Consider the following 15,905-nt stretch of genomic DNA (forward strand, 5'->3'; position numbering starts at 1 on the left):
GGATTCCAAAACAATGCTCCGCGCATTTTTATTTAATGCGCAAAAAATGCGCGCTGAAATGCTTCGGATAATTGTTTTGGGATTTTGTTACCGGGCTTTCGCAGTTCTCACTGCTGCTCCGTGGCAACCTCGAAAACATTACACGTCCCGGCGCACCCGTGCAAATCGGCGGGCGATGAGCCGGCGGCCGGCTCTCCCCGGGAAGACCAGTGGCCGGTCAAAGCGCCTCCGGTCGTACGCCCCGAGGCCGGGGGGCGCCGTCCTTTCTGGGGTAGGTTTTAGGCATACCTAGCCAACTGTTCTGAGGGGACAGCATGCCGCGATGCATTCCGGAGCGGCCCGAGTTCGGGCCGGAGAGGCACGCCGAACGGGACGTGTGGGAGGCGCTGGTGCGCCAGCTTCCCCCGGATGCCATCCTCATGCACTCGGTGAACCTGAACGAAAACGGGCGGGAACGCGAAATCGACCTGCTGGTGTTGTGGCCCCAGGTCGGGGTTGCGGCCATTGAGGTCAAGGGCGGGCGGGTCAGCTTCGAGGCCGGACGCTGGTACCAGCAAAGCAACGGAACCAAGCACCAACTCCAGGATCCGGTGACCCAGGTCCAGGACGCCCGGCACATGCTACAGCGATATCTCGGGGTCAATCTCGGACCGCGCAATGAAGGCCGTTTCGCCCATCTGCTGGCCTTCCCGTACACGCCGGTGCCGAGCGGCTGGGACATTCCCGGCTGCAGCCGCTCCATGATTATCGACCGCGACGATCTGGGCCGGGCCGCGGAAGCCATCCGCGGCGCCCTCAATGTCTACGGCGACGGCGAAGGCGACATCGACCAGGATGCACTGGACCGGATGGCGACCGAAGTTCTGCGGGATCTGCCCGGTGCCCTCGGACCGCAGGCGGTAGCCGCCGAACATGAAGCCCGCTCGGAGCAGCTAACCCGGGACCAGAGCAGGATCCTGGACCTGCTCCGCTACCAGAAGCGCGCCAAGATCATCGGTGGGGCGGGCAGCGGCAAGACGTGGCTGGCGCTGGAGTTGTCCCGGCGGCTGGCCGGACAGGGCAAGCGGGTGGCGCTGCTGTGCTTCGGCCGGGGCCTGGCCCGCTACTTCACCCAGGTCACCGGCAGTTGGAAGGCCAGCGAGCGTCCCGCGCACGTAGGCATGTTCCACGACCTGCCGCTTCGTTGGGGCGTCCACCATCCGCTGGACCCGCGCATGCTCACGGACGACTACTACAACCGCCGCCTGCCGCGCACCCTCATGCACCGTGCCCGCCGCCAGGACCGGTCCGAACTGTTCGACGTGATCGTGGTGGATGAGGGGCAGGACTTCGAGTCCATCTGGTGGGAAGCGATCCTGCTGTGCCTGAAGGACCCGGCGGAGGGCGGCCTCTTCGTCTTTTCCGATGACAGCCAGCGGATCTTCGACCGCAAGGGCAACCCGCCTATCGCCGCCGACCCGTTTGTGCTGGGCGAAAACATCCGCAATACCAAGCAGATCGCCGCCCTGTGCGGCTCCCTCTCCGAAGAACTGACCACACCCCGCGGGCTTTCCGGCGCCAAGGTACGCCTGGTCGAGGCCGCGGTGGCCGAGGTCATCGACCGCGCCGACGACGTCGTCGCGCACCTGACCGAGGCCGAAGGCTGGGCGCCGGGCCAGGTGGCGCTGCTGACCACCAAGCGCCGGCACCCCGAGCAGCTGCGGATCCTCGACCAGCGTGGCTGGGATGGCTACTGGAACTCCTACTTCAATGACGACGCCGTGATGTACGGCAACGTGCTCGGGTTCAAGGGGCTGGAACGTACCGTCGTGGTACTGGCGGTCAACGGCTTCGCGGACCCGGCACGCGCGCGCGAGGTGCTGTATGCCGGCCTGTCCCGGGCCCGCAGCCAGCTGGTGGTCGTTGGCCCGCGGCAGCTGCTCGAGGAGGTGGGCGGACCCGGCGTCGCCTACCGGCTGGACGAGGCCGAACGCTGGGATCCGCCCCGCCGCTAGGACAGGGCGGCCGGACCTCGCGTCAGGATGGGCCGCCGCGGAATGTTCAGCGGCCGGTGAACTCCGGCTTCTGCTTGGCCACAAATGCCTTGGTCCCGATCCGGGCGTCCTCGGTGCCCGCGGCGCGGCCGAAGGCCGCCCGTTCAACCAACAGGCCGTCCGGCGTCGGCAGTCCTGTGGCGGCATCAATCGTGCGCTTGGCGTTGGCGACGGCGGCCGGGGACTTGGCTGCGATCTCGCGGCAGGTGGCCGCGGCGGCGTCGAGCATGTCGTCCTTGCTCGCGAACACCGCGTTCACCAGGCCGATCCGGTGTGCCTCCCGGGCATCAACCGCGCGGCCGGTGTAGATCAGTTCCTTGGCCAGGCCCGGGCCCACCCGCTGCGGCAGCCGGACGGTGCCGCCGAAGCCGGGAATCAGCCCCAGCGAAACCTCGGGCAGGCCGAACCTGGCATTCTCCGTGGCATAGATGAAGTCGCAGGCCAGCGCCAGCTCCAGGCCGCCGCCGAGGGCGTAACCGTTCACGCAGCCGATGACCGGCAGGTCGAGGGTCTCCAGCGTGCGGGTGAAGTCCTGCATGGCCGCACTGTGCGCTTCGGCTTCCTCCGGCGTCATCTCCGCCAGTTCCCGGATGTCCGCGCCGGCCGCGAACGCCTTTTCCCCGGATCCGGTGATCAGGATGCTGCGCACCTCGGCGCCTTCGTCGGAACGCACATCGGCCACGAACTGCCACAGGTCGGCGATGACCTGCCGGTTCAGGGCGTTCAGCGCGTCCGGACGGTTGATGACCACCGTCGCCAGCTCGCCCAAGCATTCAAGGGTAATGGTCTCGTAGCTCTTCTCCACGGCTGCCCTCTCACGGTTCGGTCCTGAATTCCTCCATCATGCCATGGCGCGGCCCTGCAGCAGGGCGACGGCGTCGGCCACCTGCTGCCGGCCGCCGGCCACATACCAGTGGTAGCCGTTGACCGGAACGACGGCGGTGTCCCCGCCGGCCGCTTCCACCAGCGCCTTGCCGGGCAGCCAGTCCCATTCGGGCAGCCCCTGCTGGAACCAGACGCCGAAGATGCCCGCCGACGTCGCTGCCAGCTCGCAGGACGCCGAGCCCCAGCTGCGGTAGGTCGCCGCCCCCAGCACCGCGTTCTGGTAGGGCTCGGCTGCGACGGCGTCACGCAGGTAGGTGTGGTGCAGGTAGACGGAGGCGCAGCTCTGCGCCAGCGGAGCCGAGGCCGCCGGACCGGCAGGTTGCCCGTTCCGCGTGGTCGGCCGGCCCGGCCCGCCCAGCCAGAGCGCGTCCTCGGCCGGGTGGTACACGGCGCCCAGCAGCACGCCGTCGTCGTCCTTCAGGGCCAGGGCCGCGCACCAGTAGCTGCCGCCGGTAAGGAAGTTGTAGGTGCCGTCCACCGGATCGATCACCCAGGTCCGTCCCGAGGTGCCCGCGTGGCTGGAGCCCTCTTCGCCGAGAACCGAGTCCTCTGGACGCAGCCGGCGCAGGGTGTCTACCACGAGCCGCTCGGCAGCATGGTCGGCGGCGGTGACCACATCCGAAATGCTGGTCTTCTCCTCGAAGGTGGTGACATCGGCGCGCATCCGGGCAGCCGTCGTGCCGGCGGCACGGACGAGCCAGGCGGCCAGGTCGGCGTCGTCGAGGGTGTCCGGGGCGGTCTGGTCCGGGGCAATAGGGCTGGTCATGACCCCAGCCTAGCCGCCGAGGGACCCGGTCCGAGCTTGCGAGGTAAGAGAGCAGCAGGGGTCCCCGCGCGCGGAGCGTTGTGGGGCGGCTGCGAACGGGGAGGCGGCTTGGCGCTAACGTTCGCCGCCTGCCCCGCGCGCCGCCTGCCTACCGGCGGTGCTCGGGATTCGGATTCTCGGGGTTGGACAGATCCCAGTTGGTGGTGACGTTGCCGTAGGCCGGGATGCCCCCGGCGTCCTTGAGCCGGCGCGCGGTGTGGAGCATGTTCCAGGCGGCGAAGACGGTGTTACGGGTGGTCCAGTGGTTGGCCGCGCCGCGGTTGTCGTCCAGGTAGGACGGTCCCGGACCGGCCTCGCCGGTCCAGTACGAATCGGCCTGCGGCGGAATGGTGAACCCGATGTGGGAGAGCGCATAGAGCATCTGCGCCGCGCAATGTTTGCCGCCGTCCTCGTTGCCGGTGACCAGGACGCCCCCGACCTTGCCGTAATAGGACCATTGGCCGGCGGCATTGAGCTCGCCGGACCAGCCGTACAGGCGCTCGATCATCAGCCGGGTCATCGAGGCCTGGTCCCCGAGCCAGATCGGCGTGGCCAGCACCACGATGTCGGCGGGCTCGACCAGCATCCGGTAGATGTCCGGGAAATCGTCCCGCTCCCAGCCGTGGTCCCGCATGTCCGGATACACGCCCGGCGGGATCACATGGTCCACCGTGCGCACCACATCCACCCGCACTCCCACCCCGGCCATGACATGGCGGCTGATGTCGATCAGCCCTTCGGTGTGGCTGCGTTCGGGCGAGCGTTTCAACGTGCCGTTGAGGAACACCGCCCGCAGGTCCGAAAAACCCGTGGTGTTGGCTGCGATCTCGGCATCGATGAAGGCCTGGACGGACGGGGGAAGCATGCGGGGAGTCCTTTCCTGGCAGGGCCGCGGTAGCGGTGGCAGAACACTGCCGAGTCCATGGTCCTGCATCCGCAGAGGATGCGGTAGGGACGGTGCAGCCGGCGTGGCCATTCGCACAGTGCAGCCGGATCCCGGCAGTGTCACAGCACATACCGGGCCCGCCGGCGGCCCGATACGGTTCACCTAGGACCGGTCCCCAAGGGCGCGGCGTGCATCACGAAAGGCAGCATTCATGGAAACCCCCTGCTCCGAGGACTGGAACCTGCTCGCGGGAAGGCACGTCCAGATCCGGAAGGACGGCCACCTCATCCGCACCGGACGCGTCGATACCGTGACCCGGGCGGCCAATGCGCTCTGGCTGGAAGGCCACGGTGCCCAGCTGCGGACGCTATTCGAAAAGGCAGAGGGCTACACCGCGTGGCCGGTACCCGAGGAGCAGGAGCGTTCCGGCCGCTGACCGGCAGCCGGCCCGGCGAGCGGCCGGCGGACTTAGCCAACTCATAACCGGTCCACATCTTCCGCCCACACTCGGTCCCCAGACTGGCTGTGTGCCACCCGCCCGGCGGGTGGCATCCAACTGATGGCGAAGGGGCCCATTATGAAGGCACACAGCAAGCCACGCTTCCGGCATTCGGCACAGTTTCCCTGGTTTGTCCTGGCTGTGGCCATCGTCCTGGCCACCCTCGCCGCTGCCGTCGCGGTATGGTTCACCCGGATAGAACCGATGCCCCAACAGTTCCTCGGCAGGCTCTGAGGACCGGGACGGGGCCCTTGCGCCGCCGGCGTGCCACGCAAGGGCCCCGTCTGCCCGCTCCTGCGGGGCGCTCCCGCCGCGCGGGCCGCGCCGGTAGTATCGAGTCATCTGGCCTCCGGGCGGGTTCGCCGGACCGGGGGCCGGCCAACGCCAGCTTCGAGCCGTGAAAACGAGGCATTCGATGCAGAATGTCAGCGTCCCGCCCCCGCCCGCCAGGCCGCCGCGCCGGTGGGCGTCTCCTCGGCTGCGCCGTCCGGCCGGCTGGCCGCTGCGCACCAAGCTGCTGGTGGCAACCTTGGCCCTGCTGGCCGCCATGTCCGCCACCGTGGGCCTCGTCGGCTACGGAGCCATGCGGGTCTATCTGTCCGCGCAGCTGGACCAGCAGCTGCAGGAGGCCTCCAACCGGGCCATCCGCTTCGGCCTGGTGTACCGCGGCGCGGACCGGAGCTCCCCGGACCTGCTCGCGGCCCCGGCCCAGGGCGCCGGCACCCTCAACGCCCGGATCCAGGACGGCGAGGTGGACCGTGCCGGGCTGCTGACTCCCGAGGGCCGCCGGCAGGACCTGCCCGCCCGGGACCGGCAGCTGCTGAACGGCTTGACAGTGGGTGGACCGCCGATCGACCGCACGCTTTCCGTGGGTGTCTACCGGCTGATTGCCCGACTGGACGAGGATGACGAGGACACCATTGTCACCGGCCTCCCGCTGGCGGGAATGGACCGGACCCTGTCGTCGCTGACGACGACGACGGCGGCCGTTTCGCTGGCCGGGCTGGCTGCCACCGGGCTGCTGGGCATGGTCATCATCCGGCGGACGCTGCGTCCGCTGGAGGACCTGTCCGCGGTGGCCACCCGGGTCTCGCGGCTGCCCTTGGACCAGGGCGATGTCGCGCTGTCCGTGCGCGTCCCGCCTGCCACGGCCCTGCCTGCCACGGAAGTCGGCCGCCTCGGCCATGCCTTTAACCTCATGCTGGACAACGTGGCCGGGGCCCTCGCGGCCCGTCGGCAGATCGAGACCAGGCTCCGCCGGTTTGTCGCGGATGCCAGCCACGAACTCCGCACGCCGCTGGCCACGATCCGGGGGTACGCAGAGCTCATCAGGTTCACCCAGCCGCTGGCCCCGGACGGCCGGGTGTACCTGGAGCGGGTCGAGTCCGAGTCGCAGCGGATGACGGCGCTGGTGGAGGACCTGCTGCTGCTGGCGCGGCTGGACGAAGGACACCTGCCGCAGGAGGAGGACTTGGACCTAACCCAGCTGGTAGTCGAAACCGTCAGCGATGCCCAGGCTGCCGCGCCGACCCACACGTGGCGGGTGGAGTTGCCGGACGACCCGGTGACCGTACGGGGGGATGAAAGCCAGCTGCGGCAGGTGATGATCAATCTGCTGGCCAATGCCCACCGGCACACCGGCCCCGGAACCACGGTCCTGACGGCACTGCGTACGGAACCCGGCGCCGGCGCCGTCGTCACCGTAACCGATGACGGCCCGGGGATCCCGGCGGACCTGGTGGACCGGGTGTTCTCCCGCTTCACGCAGGCGGACCCGGCCCGCTCGGACAGCGGCACCCATGGGCTGGGGCTGTCCATCGCCGAGGCGATTGTAAGCGCCCACGGTGGCAGCATCGGCGTCAGCAGCAGACCCGGCCGCACCGAATTCACCGTCCAGCTGCCCGGCACCGAATCCGCGTGCCAGCCCGCGCCCGTGCCGGATACGCTATGAACACGAGGACCGCACCCTGGGCCCGGCGACCGGCCTCCCGACGGCGGAAGGAACGCACATGACCGAGCCTCCGGCACGTGCCTTGACCGATAACCTGCCCCGGCTGCGGCGTCCGGACGGCACGCCGATCCGCGCGCTGGTGGTGGACGACGAGCCCAAGCTGACCGAGCTGGTCAGCCTGGGCCTGCGGCTGGCCGGCTGGGAGGTGGCCACCGCCGCCGAGGGCGGCACGGCGCTGCAGCGGGCGCGCGATTTCCGCCCGGACGTCCTGGTGCTCGACATCATGATGCCCGGGATCGACGGCGTCGAGGTCCTGGGCCGGATCCGCTCGTTCGCGCCGAAGGTGCCCGCGCTCTTCCTCACGGCCAAGGACGCAGTCCCGGACCGCATCCTCGGCCTCTCGGCGGGGGCGGACGACTACGTCACCAAGCCCTTCAGCCTGGAGGAGGTCCTGCTGCGGCTGCACCGGCTGGTCCAGCGCTCCGGCGCCGCCGCGGAGTCCTCGGTGCTGATGGTCGGGGACCTGGTGCTGAATCCGGACACCCACGAAGTATCCCGCGGGGGAACCCCGGTCCAGCTGACCGCGACGCAGTTCGAACTGCTCAGGTACCTGATGGAGAACGAGCGCCACGTGCTCAGCAAGGCCCAGATCCTGGACCGGGTCTGGGCCTACGACTTCGGCGGGCAGTCCAACATCGTGGAGCTGTACATCTCCTACCTGCGCAAGAAGATCGACGCCGGCCGCGAGCCGATGATCCATACGGTCCGCGGGGCCGGCTACATCCTCAAGCCGGCCGACTGATCCCCCGGGCCGGGCATCGCTGTTGATCTTGGGCCGCAGCGGTGCCTATGGTCGAAATAGTCATCCGCTGCATTCGCACACCGCCGCGACTACAGGAGGCCGGCATGCCAGGCAAGAAGAATCCCAGCGTCAAGGACGAAGAACTCTACGAGAAGCTGCGCGACGAGGGCAATTCCAAGCAGAAATCCGCCCGGATCGCCAACGCTGCCGCACGGGACAGCCGCAGCGAGGTCGGCGAGCGGGGCGGCGAGTCCGGCAGCTACGAGGACTGGACCGTTGACGAACTGAAGAAGCGGGCCAAGGAGATCGGCCTGACCGGCTACTCGGATAAGAAGAAAAGCGAACTGATCGAGGCCCTGCGCAATTCCTGAGCCCCGGGCCGCTCGGCGCCGGGCAGGCGCGGATCAGCGGCGGCCGCGCCGCGGGCCGCGGCCCTTGGCGCCCCGCCCGGAGCTGCCCGGCTTTCCCTTTCCGGAAGCCGCGCCGCCGCGGCCTTGGCCGCCTTTCGCCGCGGCGCCCTTGCCCGGCCGGCCCGGAGCGGCGCCGTCGTTCCCGGCACGCTTGCCGCCCTTCTGCTGCTCCTGCTGCACCGAGGGCTGGCGGGAGCTGTGGGCGGTCCGGCCCCGGACGATGCCGATGAATTCCTCGATGGTCTCGTCGGTGCGCTCAGTCAGCCAGGCCAGGCCGATCTGTGTCTGCTCGGCCCCGGCCACCGGCTTGTAGACCACGTCCTTGCGGTTGTAGAGCCGGGCCACGGACATGGGCAGGATCATCACTCCGGCGCCGGAGGCCACCACCTCGATGCCCGTCTTGGCACCGCCCATGGCCTCGGGGTCCAGGAAGTTCTCCCCCGCCAACTCGGACAGCGGGACCTCGTCGTCATACAGGGCGACGTCGTGCTCCTTGGGCGCCACCACCACCGGCAGTTCCTTGTACAGCGGGATCAGGCTCAGGCCCTCGCGCTCTACCGGCAGGCGCACGAAGCTCAGGTCCGCCCGGCCGTCGCGCAGGACCTGCAGCTGTTCGGCCTCGGTGCACTGGAAGACCGTCAGCGGGATGTCCGGCAGCCGCTCCTCCCACCTCCGGGTCCATTTCCCGGGGGTGACGCCGGGGACAAATCCCACCGACAGGGACCGCGCCGTGCGATGTTCCTGGTCCATCAGTTCCTCCGGCTTCGGGTACCGGGCAGTTCACCGGCACGTCATCACCTTAACGCAGGCAGCCGGCGCCGGTGGGCTACCGGGTTCAGGGCGGGGCTCCCGGCAAGAGAGCAGCCCGAGGTCCCCCTGCTGAGCTTGCGAAGCACGGGGCAGGCGGCGACCGCTACGCTTGTTCCATGACAAGCGAGAAGTCCTCCCAGTCCATGAAGCCGGCCACGGCCGCCAAGAAGCTGGGCATTTACCTGCCTGCCGCTCCGCAGGAATTCCAGGACAATCCGGTCTCGCGTGCCGAATTCAACGAGCTGCAGTCCAACCCGCCGGCCTGGCTGTCCGAGCTGCGGCGCAACGGCCCGCACCCGCGTCCGGAGGTTGCGCGCAAGCTCAATGTCTCGATCGGCGGGCTCGCCCGCGGCGGTGTCAGCGAGGCGCTGACGACGGCGGAGATCACCGAACTGCTGCAGAACCCGCCGGAGTGGCTGGTCGCCGAGCGGGCCACCCAGGCCGCCGTGCGCGCCGAGGCCAAGCGTCTGAGGGACAAGGACAAGGCCGCTAAGAAGACCGCCCGGTAACCGCGGGCCGGCGGCGGTTCCGCGTCAGTCCTGGTGGAGCTGGACGAGGTTGCCGCAGCCGTCGTCGAGCACCGCGGCCACGGCCCCGGACGGATCCGGAGCCGGCTCGGCGGTGAACTTCACGCCCAGTCCGGACAGGCGCTCATACTCGGCCTGCACATCGGGGACCCCGAAGACAATGGCAGGCAGCCCGGCGTCGTACACGCCCTGCCGGTAGGCTTCGCCCAGCGGATTGTCGCTGGGCTCGAGCAGCAGGCCGGCCCCCGGTGCCTCGTCCGGGGACTTCACGATGTAAAGGTTGTAGTCGGGCATCGCCATCAGCTCCTCGAAGCCCAGGATCTGGGTATAGAAGGTGAAGGCTTCGGCGGGGTCCTTGACGTGGATGCTGCACATCTTGATTCGCATGCCTTGCACCCTACCGGGTGCCGCCGACTATTTATGCGGCATGTGCCGGAAACGCCGGAACAGCAGCGCGGCGGCGGTGAACAGGCACAGGGCCCACCAGATGATGACGATCCGGTAGGCGCCGTCCCCGCCGATGCCCATGATGGCCCAGCTGCCCAGGGACACGGCCAGCGCCAGCACCAGGTAGATGCGGGTGCGATGCAGCCAGACATACGGCAGGAAGTGGGCACCGCCCACGGCGGCGAAGGTGGCCGGCACCAGCGCGGGGTTCGACTGGTACATCATGATGGACGCGGGCAGGGCGACCATCTGCACCATCGCCAGCTGGACCGACAACGAGCGCAGCGGATGGTCGGCTGCCATCGGCCCGCTGCCCAGCCTGCGCTCCAGCGCGAACGCAATCGGCAGCGCGGCGCCACCCTGGAACAGCACGACGAGCACCGCAATCTCCAACGGCAGGAAGAAGGACAGCACCGCCGCGGCGGAGATGGTCAGCCCGAAGGCCAGCAGCCAGGCGCTTCCCAAGGCGGCGGTGCCGGATGCGGTAGTGCGGGCCTCGTCCACGGTCCAGTCCCGTGCAGTCTGTGTGGTCATCACAGGATTCAACCAAAAGAATGCATTGTTTTACAGGGCTGCGCCACAGTCCCGGCGTGATCTTGCCCACAGTTCCGGCCCGGTGCGGAAAGGTCCGCCCAGGGGTTCCCGTTTGATCCGTCCGACCTGGCGCGCCGGACCGGAGCCCGCACTGCTAGAGTGACTCCCGGTCGGCGGCTCCGCACGGCGCAGGACCGGAAGACGGGGGAAAACCCCCGCAGGAGCGGGGGTACACCGGATTCCGGCCGCCCCGGAACCACGGGAAGCTGAATCCATGACAACCATCCTTGCGCCCGGCACCCCCGGCACTGCCGCGCCGGCTCCCCCACTTCCGGCCTACCGCTTCCTGTCCGGCTTCTTCCAGCGGCGGACCTGGTCCGCCTTCCTCTACCACTGGTGTTCGCTGGTTCTGGCGTCCCTGGGGCTGGCCTACGCCGTCACCACCGTCTCGCTCGGGGCCTCGCTGGCCGTGACCGTGGTCGGCCTGGCTGTTCCGGCAGCCCTCATCGCCGGCGCCCGGTCCTGGGGAAGCCTGCAGCGTGCGCTGTGCCGGTCTCTGCTTGGCACCCCGGTGGCCGATCCGGTGCCCTTCCGGCGCCGGCCGGGATTCACCGGCTTCATCCGCAGCGGCCTGGCCGACGCGGCGGGCTGGCGCGCCATCGCCCATCAGGCTTTGTCCTTCGTGACCTCGGTGACCGGGGCGACCGTGAGCATTGCCTTCTTCTTCGCCGGCCTGGGTGCCATGACCCACTGGTTCTGGTACCAGTTCCTGCCCCCGCAGCAGGCTTCGGACGGCTCGTGGCACCGCGGCAGCCAGCTCGGGCCGGATGTCTTTGTCGACACCCCGCCGCTGCAGCTGGCCTACGCGGGCCTCGGCGCCCTGCTGTTCTTTTTCCTCTGGCCGGCCCTGAACCACGCCTTCGCCCGGCTCCAGGCGGCGCTGGCCGCCGGGCTGCTCGGACCCACCGCCGCCAGCCTGCGGGTCAGGGACCTGGAGCGCTCGCGCAGCCGCACCGTCGAGGAGTCCGACGCGAAGCTGCGCCGGATCGAGCGTGACCTGCACGACGGCACCCAGGCCCAGCTCGTCGCCATCGCGATGAAGGTCGGGGACGCCAAGGAACGCCTGGCCGGCGAGGCTGCGTCCCCGGCGGTCATGGCCCTGCTGGAAAGCGCCCACGGCACGGCCAAGGACGCCCTCGTGGACCTGCGCGACCTGGCCCGCGGCATCCATCCACCGGTGCTGAACGACGGGCTGGAGACCGCCTTGGAAACCCTGGCGGCCAACGCGGCCATCCGCACCTCGCTGATCTGCTCGCTGCCCGTGCGCCCGTCGCCCGCGGTGGAAGCCATCGCCTACTTCTGCGTCATGGAACTGGTGACCAACGCCGTCAAGCACGCCCACGCGCATCAGGTGCGGATCAGCGTGAAGTCCGATGGCGGCCGGCTGCGGGTGCGGGTCGGCGACGACGGGCGCGGCGGCGCCGCCGTTGCCACCGCGGTCGACGGCCACCGTTCCGGGCTGGCCGGACTCGCGGAGCGGGTGGCGGCGGTGGACGGCGCGCTGGCCATCGACTCGCCCCGCGGCGGCCCCACCACCGTGAGCATCGACCTGCCGCTGGCCATGGATCCGGCCGCATGAGGATTGCCATCGCCGAAGACTCGGCCATCCTGCGGGCCGGGCTGGTCGAACTGCTCACCGGCCGCGGGCACGACGTGACCGCGGCGGTGGGCGATGCGCCCTCCCTGCTCGCCGCGGTGACCGAGCAGGAACCCGAGGTGGTCATCCTGGACAACCGGATGCCTCCGACCCACACGAACGAGGGCGTCCGGGCCGCGCTCACACTCAGGCAGCGGCACCCGGACGTCAGCGTGCTGGTGTTCTCCCAGTATGTGGAGACGCGCTACGCCGCCGACCTGTTCGCCAACCACCCCGCCGGCGTCGGCTACCTGCTGAAGGACCGGGTAGCGGAGGTAGGCACCTTCGTGCAGGCGCTCGAGCGGGTACGGCAGGGCGAAACCGTACTGGATCCGGAGGTGGTCGCCCAGCTCATGGGGGCTTCCCGGCAGCGGGACGGTATCGCCGCACTGACGGCCCGCGAACGCGAGGTGCTGGAGCTGATGGCCCAGGGCCGGACCAATGCCGGTATCGCCGAAGCGCTGTTCCTTTCTCCCGGAGCGGTGGAGAAGAACGTGACCTCCATCTTTGCCAAGCTGCAGCTGGCCCCGGCGCCGAACGACCACCGGCGGGTGCTGGCAGTGCTGAAGTACCTCCAGGTATGAGGCGCGGGGCCGGAATATCGTCCCACCGGATGACGCGGCCCGCCGGTGCCGCTCCGTACAGTCGGTAGCGAGGGGTCCGGCGCACCAGCGCCACCTGCCCCAACAGGATCCAAGCCGCAGCGGAAGGAGGCCCCCGTGCCGTTGGACCATGTCTTCTGGCTCGGCGGAGCCGTGTTCGGAGCGGTGTTTGCACTGTTGCTGGCCTCCGGAAGCCTGGTGAGCATGCTCCGCAGCGACGGCCGCGGCCGCCGTGCCCGGGCGGCCTGGGCCGCCGTCATCGTCCTGCTTCCGGTCCTCGGGCCGGTGCTGTGGCTGGCCGTGGCCGGCGGCCGGGCGCCGTCCCCGGAGGCGGCGGACGGCGGCCCCGCCGACGCTCCTATAACACCGGGCATCCAACTGATGCAGTCCGTGGTTCCGGACTAAATCCGGCCGCGGTGGGTACCTGCCTCGTCGGAGGTTCCCGCAGAAGCGGCAGTCCGGGTTCCTGGCCGTGCGGTCCATGGTGGTACTTTCGGTTTACCTGCGCCGGCGCGGCTCGCCCGGATCCAAGCCGGTCGGCGCGGCCCATGAGGACCAACATTGGAGGGCAGAGGCAGCAATGTGCGGACGTTTCGTAATGGCCCGGGCGACGGCGGACCTCGTCTCGGCCTTCGGCGTCGACGACGTCGCCGGTCCGGAGGTACGCCCGTCCTGGAACATCGCCCCGACCCAGCGCGTGCGCCTGGTCACCGAGCGGCTGGATCCGGAAACCGGGGAACTGACCCGGCTGCTGGAGACCGCCCGCTGGGGCCTGGTCCCGGTCTGGGCCAAGTCCGCCTCCGTCGGGGCGCGGATGATCAACGCGCGCGTGGAAACCGTGACGGAGAAGCCGTCCTTCCGTGCCGCGGCGGTCAAGCGGCGGGCACTGGTGCCGGCCGAGGGCTACTACGAGTGGCAGAAGACCGGGGCGGGGAAGATCCCGCACTACCTGACCTCCGAGGACGGCAGCCTGCTCGCCTTCGCCGGCCTGTACGAGTTTTGGAAGGACCCGGAACTGCCCGAGGAGGCCGAGGAGCAGTGGTTGATGAGCTGCACGATCATCACCACCAGCGCCACGGACGCCCTAGGCCACATCCACGACCGCACCCCGCTGATCGTGCCGCCGGACCTGCAGGCTGACTGGCTGGACCCGCACCTGGCCGACAAGCACGACGTCCGGCAACTGCTCGATGCCATGCCCGAGCCGCGTCTGGTCCCCCGCATAGTCTCGGCCGCCGTCGGCTCGGTGCGTAACAACGGCCCGGAACTCATCGAGCCGGCCGGATAGATCCGGGACTGGTTTCCACCGCCGGCTGGATTCCTGCGGGACAACGAAAAAGGACCCCGACGATCCGTAGATCTCCGGGGTCCTGCTGCGTGCGCGAGGGGGGATTTGAACCCCCACGCCCTTTCGGACACTGGCACCTGAAGCCAGCGCGTCTGCCGTTCCGCCACTCGCGCATTCGTCCGTCCGATCGGTTTCCCTCTCGAACAGCGAGATCAATACTAGCCTTAAACCGCCCAAAAAACCTAAACGGGACCGAACCCCAAGGTGAACCGGTGGAAAATCCGCGGAATTCCGCGGTTTCCTGGGCATCGGGGCCGCAGCCGGAGTGGCCGTCCGGGCGGCGTTGCCGCTGTGACCTTTGCCACTTGCCGCCCGCGGCCGCAACTTTCCGCGGTGCGCAGGCGTTTCCGATTAGGGCCTTTTGGAGATCCCCCAAGTAGTATCGATAGGGACTTAACATCCCCGGCGCGTGCCTATCCATGCGCCGGAACCACGAAAGCCAGCGAGAGGAGGCAGCCGGTGGGCCTGTTGGATAACGTCGAACGCGGAATCGAGAAAATGGTCCGCAGCGCCTTCTCGGCCGGCGGCAAGGGACAGGTCCAGCCGGTGGAGATCGCCAGCCGCCTGCGCCGCGAACTGGACAATCGTTCCATGGCCCTGGACGAGGACCGCACCCTAGCCCCCAATGTCTTCACGGTCCGGCTGAGCGATTCCGACTACGCGCTGGCGGAGCAGTGGGGACCGACGCTGGCGGAGGAACTGTGCGACGTGGCCATCCGGCATGTCAACAGCCAGAAGTACACCCTCCAAGGGCCCGTACGCGTCTCCTTCGTGCGTGACAAGGACCTGCGCGGCGGCGAATTCGAACTGGACTCCTCCGTGGAAAAATCCGGCTCGCCGTCCCCGCGGACATCCCGCCCCGCCGCGCCGGCGCGCCAGCCGGTCCGGCTGACCCCGGTGCTGGAAATTGACGGCCAGCGCTACTCGCTCAATGCCCCCTCCATCATTCTGGGCCGTTCCTCCGAGGCGGACATCCTGATCGAGGATCCGGGCGTTTCCCGGCGCCATCTGGAGATCCGCACCGTCAACGGCATCACCAGCGCCGTCGACCTGGGTTCAACCAATGGAAGCTACGTCAACGGGGCACGGGTGGAAGGACAGGAAGAACTCCAGGATGGTTCAGTGATCACGATGGGCCGCACCCGCATTACATTCCGCCTGATGCCGCCGGCGAACGGCGGGCAGTAATGAGCGATCTTGTCGTCACGGCCCTGCGTTTCGGGTTCCTGATCCTGCTGTGGATCATGATCCTGGGCATTGTCACCGCCATGCGGCGGGACCTGGTGATCGGCAACCGGACCAAGACCGGAACCCCCAGCGCCCGGCAGGTGCGCCGGCATCCGGAACTGGCGGACGAGCAGCCGCCGGCCCAGCGCATCCAGGCCCGCAAGCTGGTGGTCGTCGAGGGTCCGCTGGCCGGCACCACTCTGGACCTGGCCGCGAGCCCGATCCTGCTCGGCCGCGCCCAGGAGGCCACCCTGGTCCTGGAAGACGACTATGCTTCCGGCCGGCATGCCCGCCTGTTTCCGCAGGGCAGCCGGTGGTTCATCGAGGACCTCGGGTCCACCAACGGGACCTTTCTGGGCGACACCCAGCTGACCCGCGCCCTGCCGGTGGAACCCGGCGCACCCATCCGGATCGGTAAGACGGTCATTGAGTTGAGGCCGTAG

At 69.2% G+C, this 15,905-nt stretch carries 19 protein-coding genes, 1 tRNA gene and 1 pseudogene; 14 read left to right on the forward strand and 7 right to left on the reverse strand.

Annotated elements, in window-relative coordinates:
• The first annotated feature begins 314 nt into the window (after window positions 1-314).
• Window positions 315-1,994, forward strand: a complete 1,680-nt coding sequence (locus LVY72_RS16910) for a nuclease-related domain-containing DEAD/DEAH box helicase (protein WP_237823036.1) — start codon at window positions 315-317, stop codon at window positions 1,992-1,994.
• Between the two features lie 46 nt (window positions 1,995-2,040).
• On the opposite strand, the gene LVY72_RS16915 is transcribed toward LVY72_RS16910, so the two are convergent.
• The 3 genes from LVY72_RS16915 to LVY72_RS16925 form a co-directional block, all read right to left on the reverse strand.
• Window positions 2,041-2,838 (reverse strand): enoyl-CoA hydratase/isomerase family protein, encoded by a 798-nt coding sequence (locus LVY72_RS16915; RefSeq protein ID WP_237823038.1) that lies wholly within the window; start codon window positions 2,836-2,838, stop codon window positions 2,041-2,043.
• A 36-nt stretch (window positions 2,839-2,874) separates the two neighbouring features.
• Window positions 2,875-3,684: an inositol monophosphatase family protein gene (locus LVY72_RS16920; RefSeq protein ID WP_237823040.1), complete on the reverse strand. Its 810-nt coding sequence runs from the start codon at window positions 3,682-3,684 to the stop codon at window positions 2,875-2,877.
• A gap of 148 nt (window positions 3,685-3,832) precedes the next feature.
• Complete coding sequence (locus LVY72_RS16925; protein ID WP_237823042.1) at window positions 3,833-4,588, reverse strand: flavodoxin family protein; 756 nt, start codon at window positions 4,586-4,588, stop codon at window positions 3,833-3,835.
• A 232-nt stretch (window positions 4,589-4,820) separates the two neighbouring features.
• Between LVY72_RS16925 and LVY72_RS16930 the strand changes: the two genes are divergently transcribed.
• The 5 genes from LVY72_RS16930 to LVY72_RS16950 all read left to right on the forward strand — a co-directional run bounded on the left by LVY72_RS16930 (window position 4,821) and on the right by LVY72_RS16950 (window position 8,232).
• The gene (locus LVY72_RS16930; RefSeq protein ID WP_237823044.1) at window positions 4,821-5,045 is read left to right on the forward strand and encodes a hypothetical protein; all 225 of its coding nucleotides are present in this window, start codon (window positions 4,821-4,823) and stop codon (window positions 5,043-5,045) included.
• Between the two features lie 141 nt (window positions 5,046-5,186).
• The gene (locus LVY72_RS16935) at window positions 5,187-5,342 is read left to right on the forward strand and encodes a hypothetical protein (protein ID WP_237823045.1); all 156 of its coding nucleotides are present in this window, start codon (window positions 5,187-5,189) and stop codon (window positions 5,340-5,342) included.
• 163 nt (window positions 5,343-5,505) lie between these two features.
• Window positions 5,506-7,059 (forward strand): sensor histidine kinase, encoded by a 1,554-nt coding sequence (locus LVY72_RS16940; RefSeq protein WP_308190835.1) that lies wholly within the window; start codon window positions 5,506-5,508, stop codon window positions 7,057-7,059.
• 58 nt (window positions 7,060-7,117) lie between these two features.
• Window positions 7,118-7,861 carry a response regulator transcription factor gene (locus LVY72_RS16945; RefSeq protein WP_308190836.1) on the forward strand — a complete coding sequence of 248 codons (744 nt, stop codon included), beginning with the start codon at window positions 7,118-7,120 and terminating at the stop codon, window positions 7,859-7,861.
• A gap of 104 nt (window positions 7,862-7,965) precedes the next feature.
• Window positions 7,966-8,232 carry a DUF7218 family protein gene (locus LVY72_RS16950; protein WP_237823046.1) on the forward strand — a complete coding sequence of 89 codons (267 nt, stop codon included), beginning with the start codon at window positions 7,966-7,968 and terminating at the stop codon, window positions 8,230-8,232.
• Window positions 8,233-8,265: 33 nt separating this feature from the next.
• On the opposite strand, the gene LVY72_RS16955 is transcribed toward LVY72_RS16950, so the two are convergent.
• Window positions 8,266-9,021: a LysR family substrate-binding domain-containing protein gene (locus tag LVY72_RS16955; RefSeq protein ID WP_237823047.1), complete on the reverse strand. Its 756-nt coding sequence runs from the start codon at window positions 9,019-9,021 to the stop codon at window positions 8,266-8,268.
• Window positions 9,022-9,197: 176 nt separating this feature from the next.
• Between LVY72_RS16955 and LVY72_RS16960 the strand changes: the two genes are divergently transcribed.
• On the forward strand, window positions 9,198-9,590 hold the full coding sequence (locus LVY72_RS16960; RefSeq protein WP_237823048.1) for a DUF5997 family protein: 393 nt from the start codon (window positions 9,198-9,200) through the stop codon (window positions 9,588-9,590).
• A gap of 24 nt (window positions 9,591-9,614) precedes the next feature.
• On the opposite strand, the gene LVY72_RS16965 is transcribed toward LVY72_RS16960, so the two are convergent.
• Together LVY72_RS16965 and LVY72_RS16970 are read right to left on the reverse strand one after the other, a co-directional pair.
• A complete protein-coding gene (locus LVY72_RS16965; RefSeq protein WP_237823049.1) occupies window positions 9,615-9,995 on the reverse strand; it encodes a VOC family protein in 381 nt (126 codons plus the stop codon).
• A gap of 27 nt (window positions 9,996-10,022) precedes the next feature.
• Window positions 10,023-10,589 (reverse strand): DUF7010 family protein, encoded by a 567-nt coding sequence (locus tag LVY72_RS16970; protein ID WP_237823050.1) that lies wholly within the window; start codon window positions 10,587-10,589, stop codon window positions 10,023-10,025.
• A 274-nt stretch (window positions 10,590-10,863) separates the two neighbouring features.
• On the opposite strand from LVY72_RS16970, the gene LVY72_RS16975 reads away from it, so the two are divergent.
• The 5 genes and pseudogenes from LVY72_RS16975 (at window position 10,864) to LVY72_RS16990 (ending at window position 14,175) form a co-directional block, all read left to right on the forward strand.
• Window positions 10,864-12,228: a sensor histidine kinase gene (locus LVY72_RS16975; RefSeq protein ID WP_237823051.1), complete on the forward strand. Its 1,365-nt coding sequence runs from the start codon at window positions 10,864-10,866 to the stop codon at window positions 12,226-12,228.
• Window positions 12,225-12,869, forward strand: coding sequence for a response regulator transcription factor (locus LVY72_RS16980; RefSeq protein ID WP_237823052.1), 645 nt, complete (start codon window positions 12,225-12,227; stop codon window positions 12,867-12,869). Before LVY72_RS16975 ends, LVY72_RS16980 begins: the two co-directional genes overlap by 4 nt.
• A gap of 135 nt (window positions 12,870-13,004) precedes the next feature.
• Complete coding sequence (locus tag LVY72_RS16985; RefSeq protein WP_237823053.1) at window positions 13,005-13,292, forward strand: PLDc N-terminal domain-containing protein; 288 nt, start codon at window positions 13,005-13,007, stop codon at window positions 13,290-13,292.
• 19 nt (window positions 13,293-13,311) lie between these two features.
• Window positions 13,312-13,431 (forward strand): annotated as a pseudogene (locus tag LVY72_RS24940) (DUF6766 family protein); the annotation flags it as partial.
• Window positions 13,432-13,467: 36 nt separating this feature from the next.
• Window positions 13,468-14,175 (forward strand): SOS response-associated peptidase, encoded by a 708-nt coding sequence (locus LVY72_RS16990; protein ID WP_269092629.1) that lies wholly within the window; start codon window positions 13,468-13,470, stop codon window positions 14,173-14,175.
• Window positions 14,176-14,265: 90 nt separating this feature from the next.
• On the opposite strand, the gene LVY72_RS16995 is transcribed toward LVY72_RS16990, so the two are convergent.
• A tRNA-Leu gene (locus tag LVY72_RS16995) sits at window positions 14,266-14,348 on the reverse strand.
• A gap of 346 nt (window positions 14,349-14,694) precedes the next feature.
• Between LVY72_RS16995 and LVY72_RS17000 the strand changes: the two genes are divergently transcribed.
• Together LVY72_RS17000 and LVY72_RS17005 are read left to right on the forward strand one after the other, a co-directional pair.
• Window positions 14,695-15,423, forward strand: a complete 729-nt coding sequence (locus LVY72_RS17000; RefSeq protein ID WP_237823055.1) for an FHA domain-containing protein — start codon at window positions 14,695-14,697, stop codon at window positions 15,421-15,423.
• Window positions 15,423-15,905 (forward strand): FHA domain-containing protein FhaB/FipA, encoded by a 483-nt coding sequence (locus tag LVY72_RS17005; protein WP_237823056.1) that lies wholly within the window; start codon window positions 15,423-15,425, stop codon window positions 15,903-15,905. The genes LVY72_RS17000 and LVY72_RS17005 overlap by 1 nt, the downstream gene beginning before the upstream one ends.

The organism is Arthrobacter hankyongi, from assembly GCF_022012395.1.
In the GTDB taxonomy this organism is placed as follows: domain Bacteria; phylum Actinomycetota; class Actinomycetes; order Actinomycetales; family Micrococcaceae; genus Crystallibacter; species Crystallibacter hankyongi.

What these genes read in the sequence shown, in the direction of transcription:
- LVY72_RS16910 (WP_237823036.1), top strand. Translation starts at nt 315, where the DNA reads ATGCCGCGATGCATTCCGGAGCGGCCCGAGTTCGGGCCGGAGAGGCAC.
- LVY72_RS16920 (WP_237823040.1), bottom strand. Translation starts at nt 3,684, where the DNA reads ATGACCAGCCCTATTGCCCCGGACCAGACCGCCCCGGACACCCTCGAC.
- LVY72_RS16925 (WP_237823042.1), bottom strand. Translation starts at nt 4,588, where the DNA reads ATGCTTCCCCCGTCCGTCCAGGCCTTCATCGATGCCGAGATCGCAGCC.
- LVY72_RS16930 (WP_237823044.1), top strand. Translation starts at nt 4,821, where the DNA reads ATGGAAACCCCCTGCTCCGAGGACTGGAACCTGCTCGCGGGAAGGCAC.
- LVY72_RS16935 (WP_237823045.1), top strand. Translation starts at nt 5,187, where the DNA reads ATGAAGGCACACAGCAAGCCACGCTTCCGGCATTCGGCACAGTTTCCC.
- LVY72_RS16945 (WP_308190836.1), top strand. Translation starts at nt 7,118, where the DNA reads ATGACCGAGCCTCCGGCACGTGCCTTGACCGATAACCTGCCCCGGCTG.
- LVY72_RS16950 (WP_237823046.1), top strand. Translation starts at nt 7,966, where the DNA reads ATGCCAGGCAAGAAGAATCCCAGCGTCAAGGACGAAGAACTCTACGAG.
- LVY72_RS16955 (WP_237823047.1), bottom strand. Translation starts at nt 9,021, where the DNA reads ATGGACCAGGAACATCGCACGGCGCGGTCCCTGTCGGTGGGATTTGTC.
- LVY72_RS16960 (WP_237823048.1), top strand. Translation starts at nt 9,198, where the DNA reads ATGACAAGCGAGAAGTCCTCCCAGTCCATGAAGCCGGCCACGGCCGCC.
- LVY72_RS16965 (WP_237823049.1), bottom strand. Translation starts at nt 9,995, where the DNA reads ATGCGAATCAAGATGTGCAGCATCCACGTCAAGGACCCCGCCGAAGCC.
- LVY72_RS16970 (WP_237823050.1), bottom strand. Translation starts at nt 10,589, where the DNA reads ATGACCACACAGACTGCACGGGACTGGACCGTGGACGAGGCCCGCACT.
- LVY72_RS16975 (WP_237823051.1), top strand. Translation starts at nt 10,864, where the DNA reads ATGACAACCATCCTTGCGCCCGGCACCCCCGGCACTGCCGCGCCGGCT.
- LVY72_RS16980 (WP_237823052.1), top strand. Translation starts at nt 12,225, where the DNA reads ATGAGGATTGCCATCGCCGAAGACTCGGCCATCCTGCGGGCCGGGCTG.
- LVY72_RS16990 (WP_269092629.1), top strand. Translation starts at nt 13,468, where the DNA reads ATGTGCGGACGTTTCGTAATGGCCCGGGCGACGGCGGACCTCGTCTCG.
- LVY72_RS17005 (WP_237823056.1), top strand. Translation starts at nt 15,423, where the DNA reads ATGAGCGATCTTGTCGTCACGGCCCTGCGTTTCGGGTTCCTGATCCTG.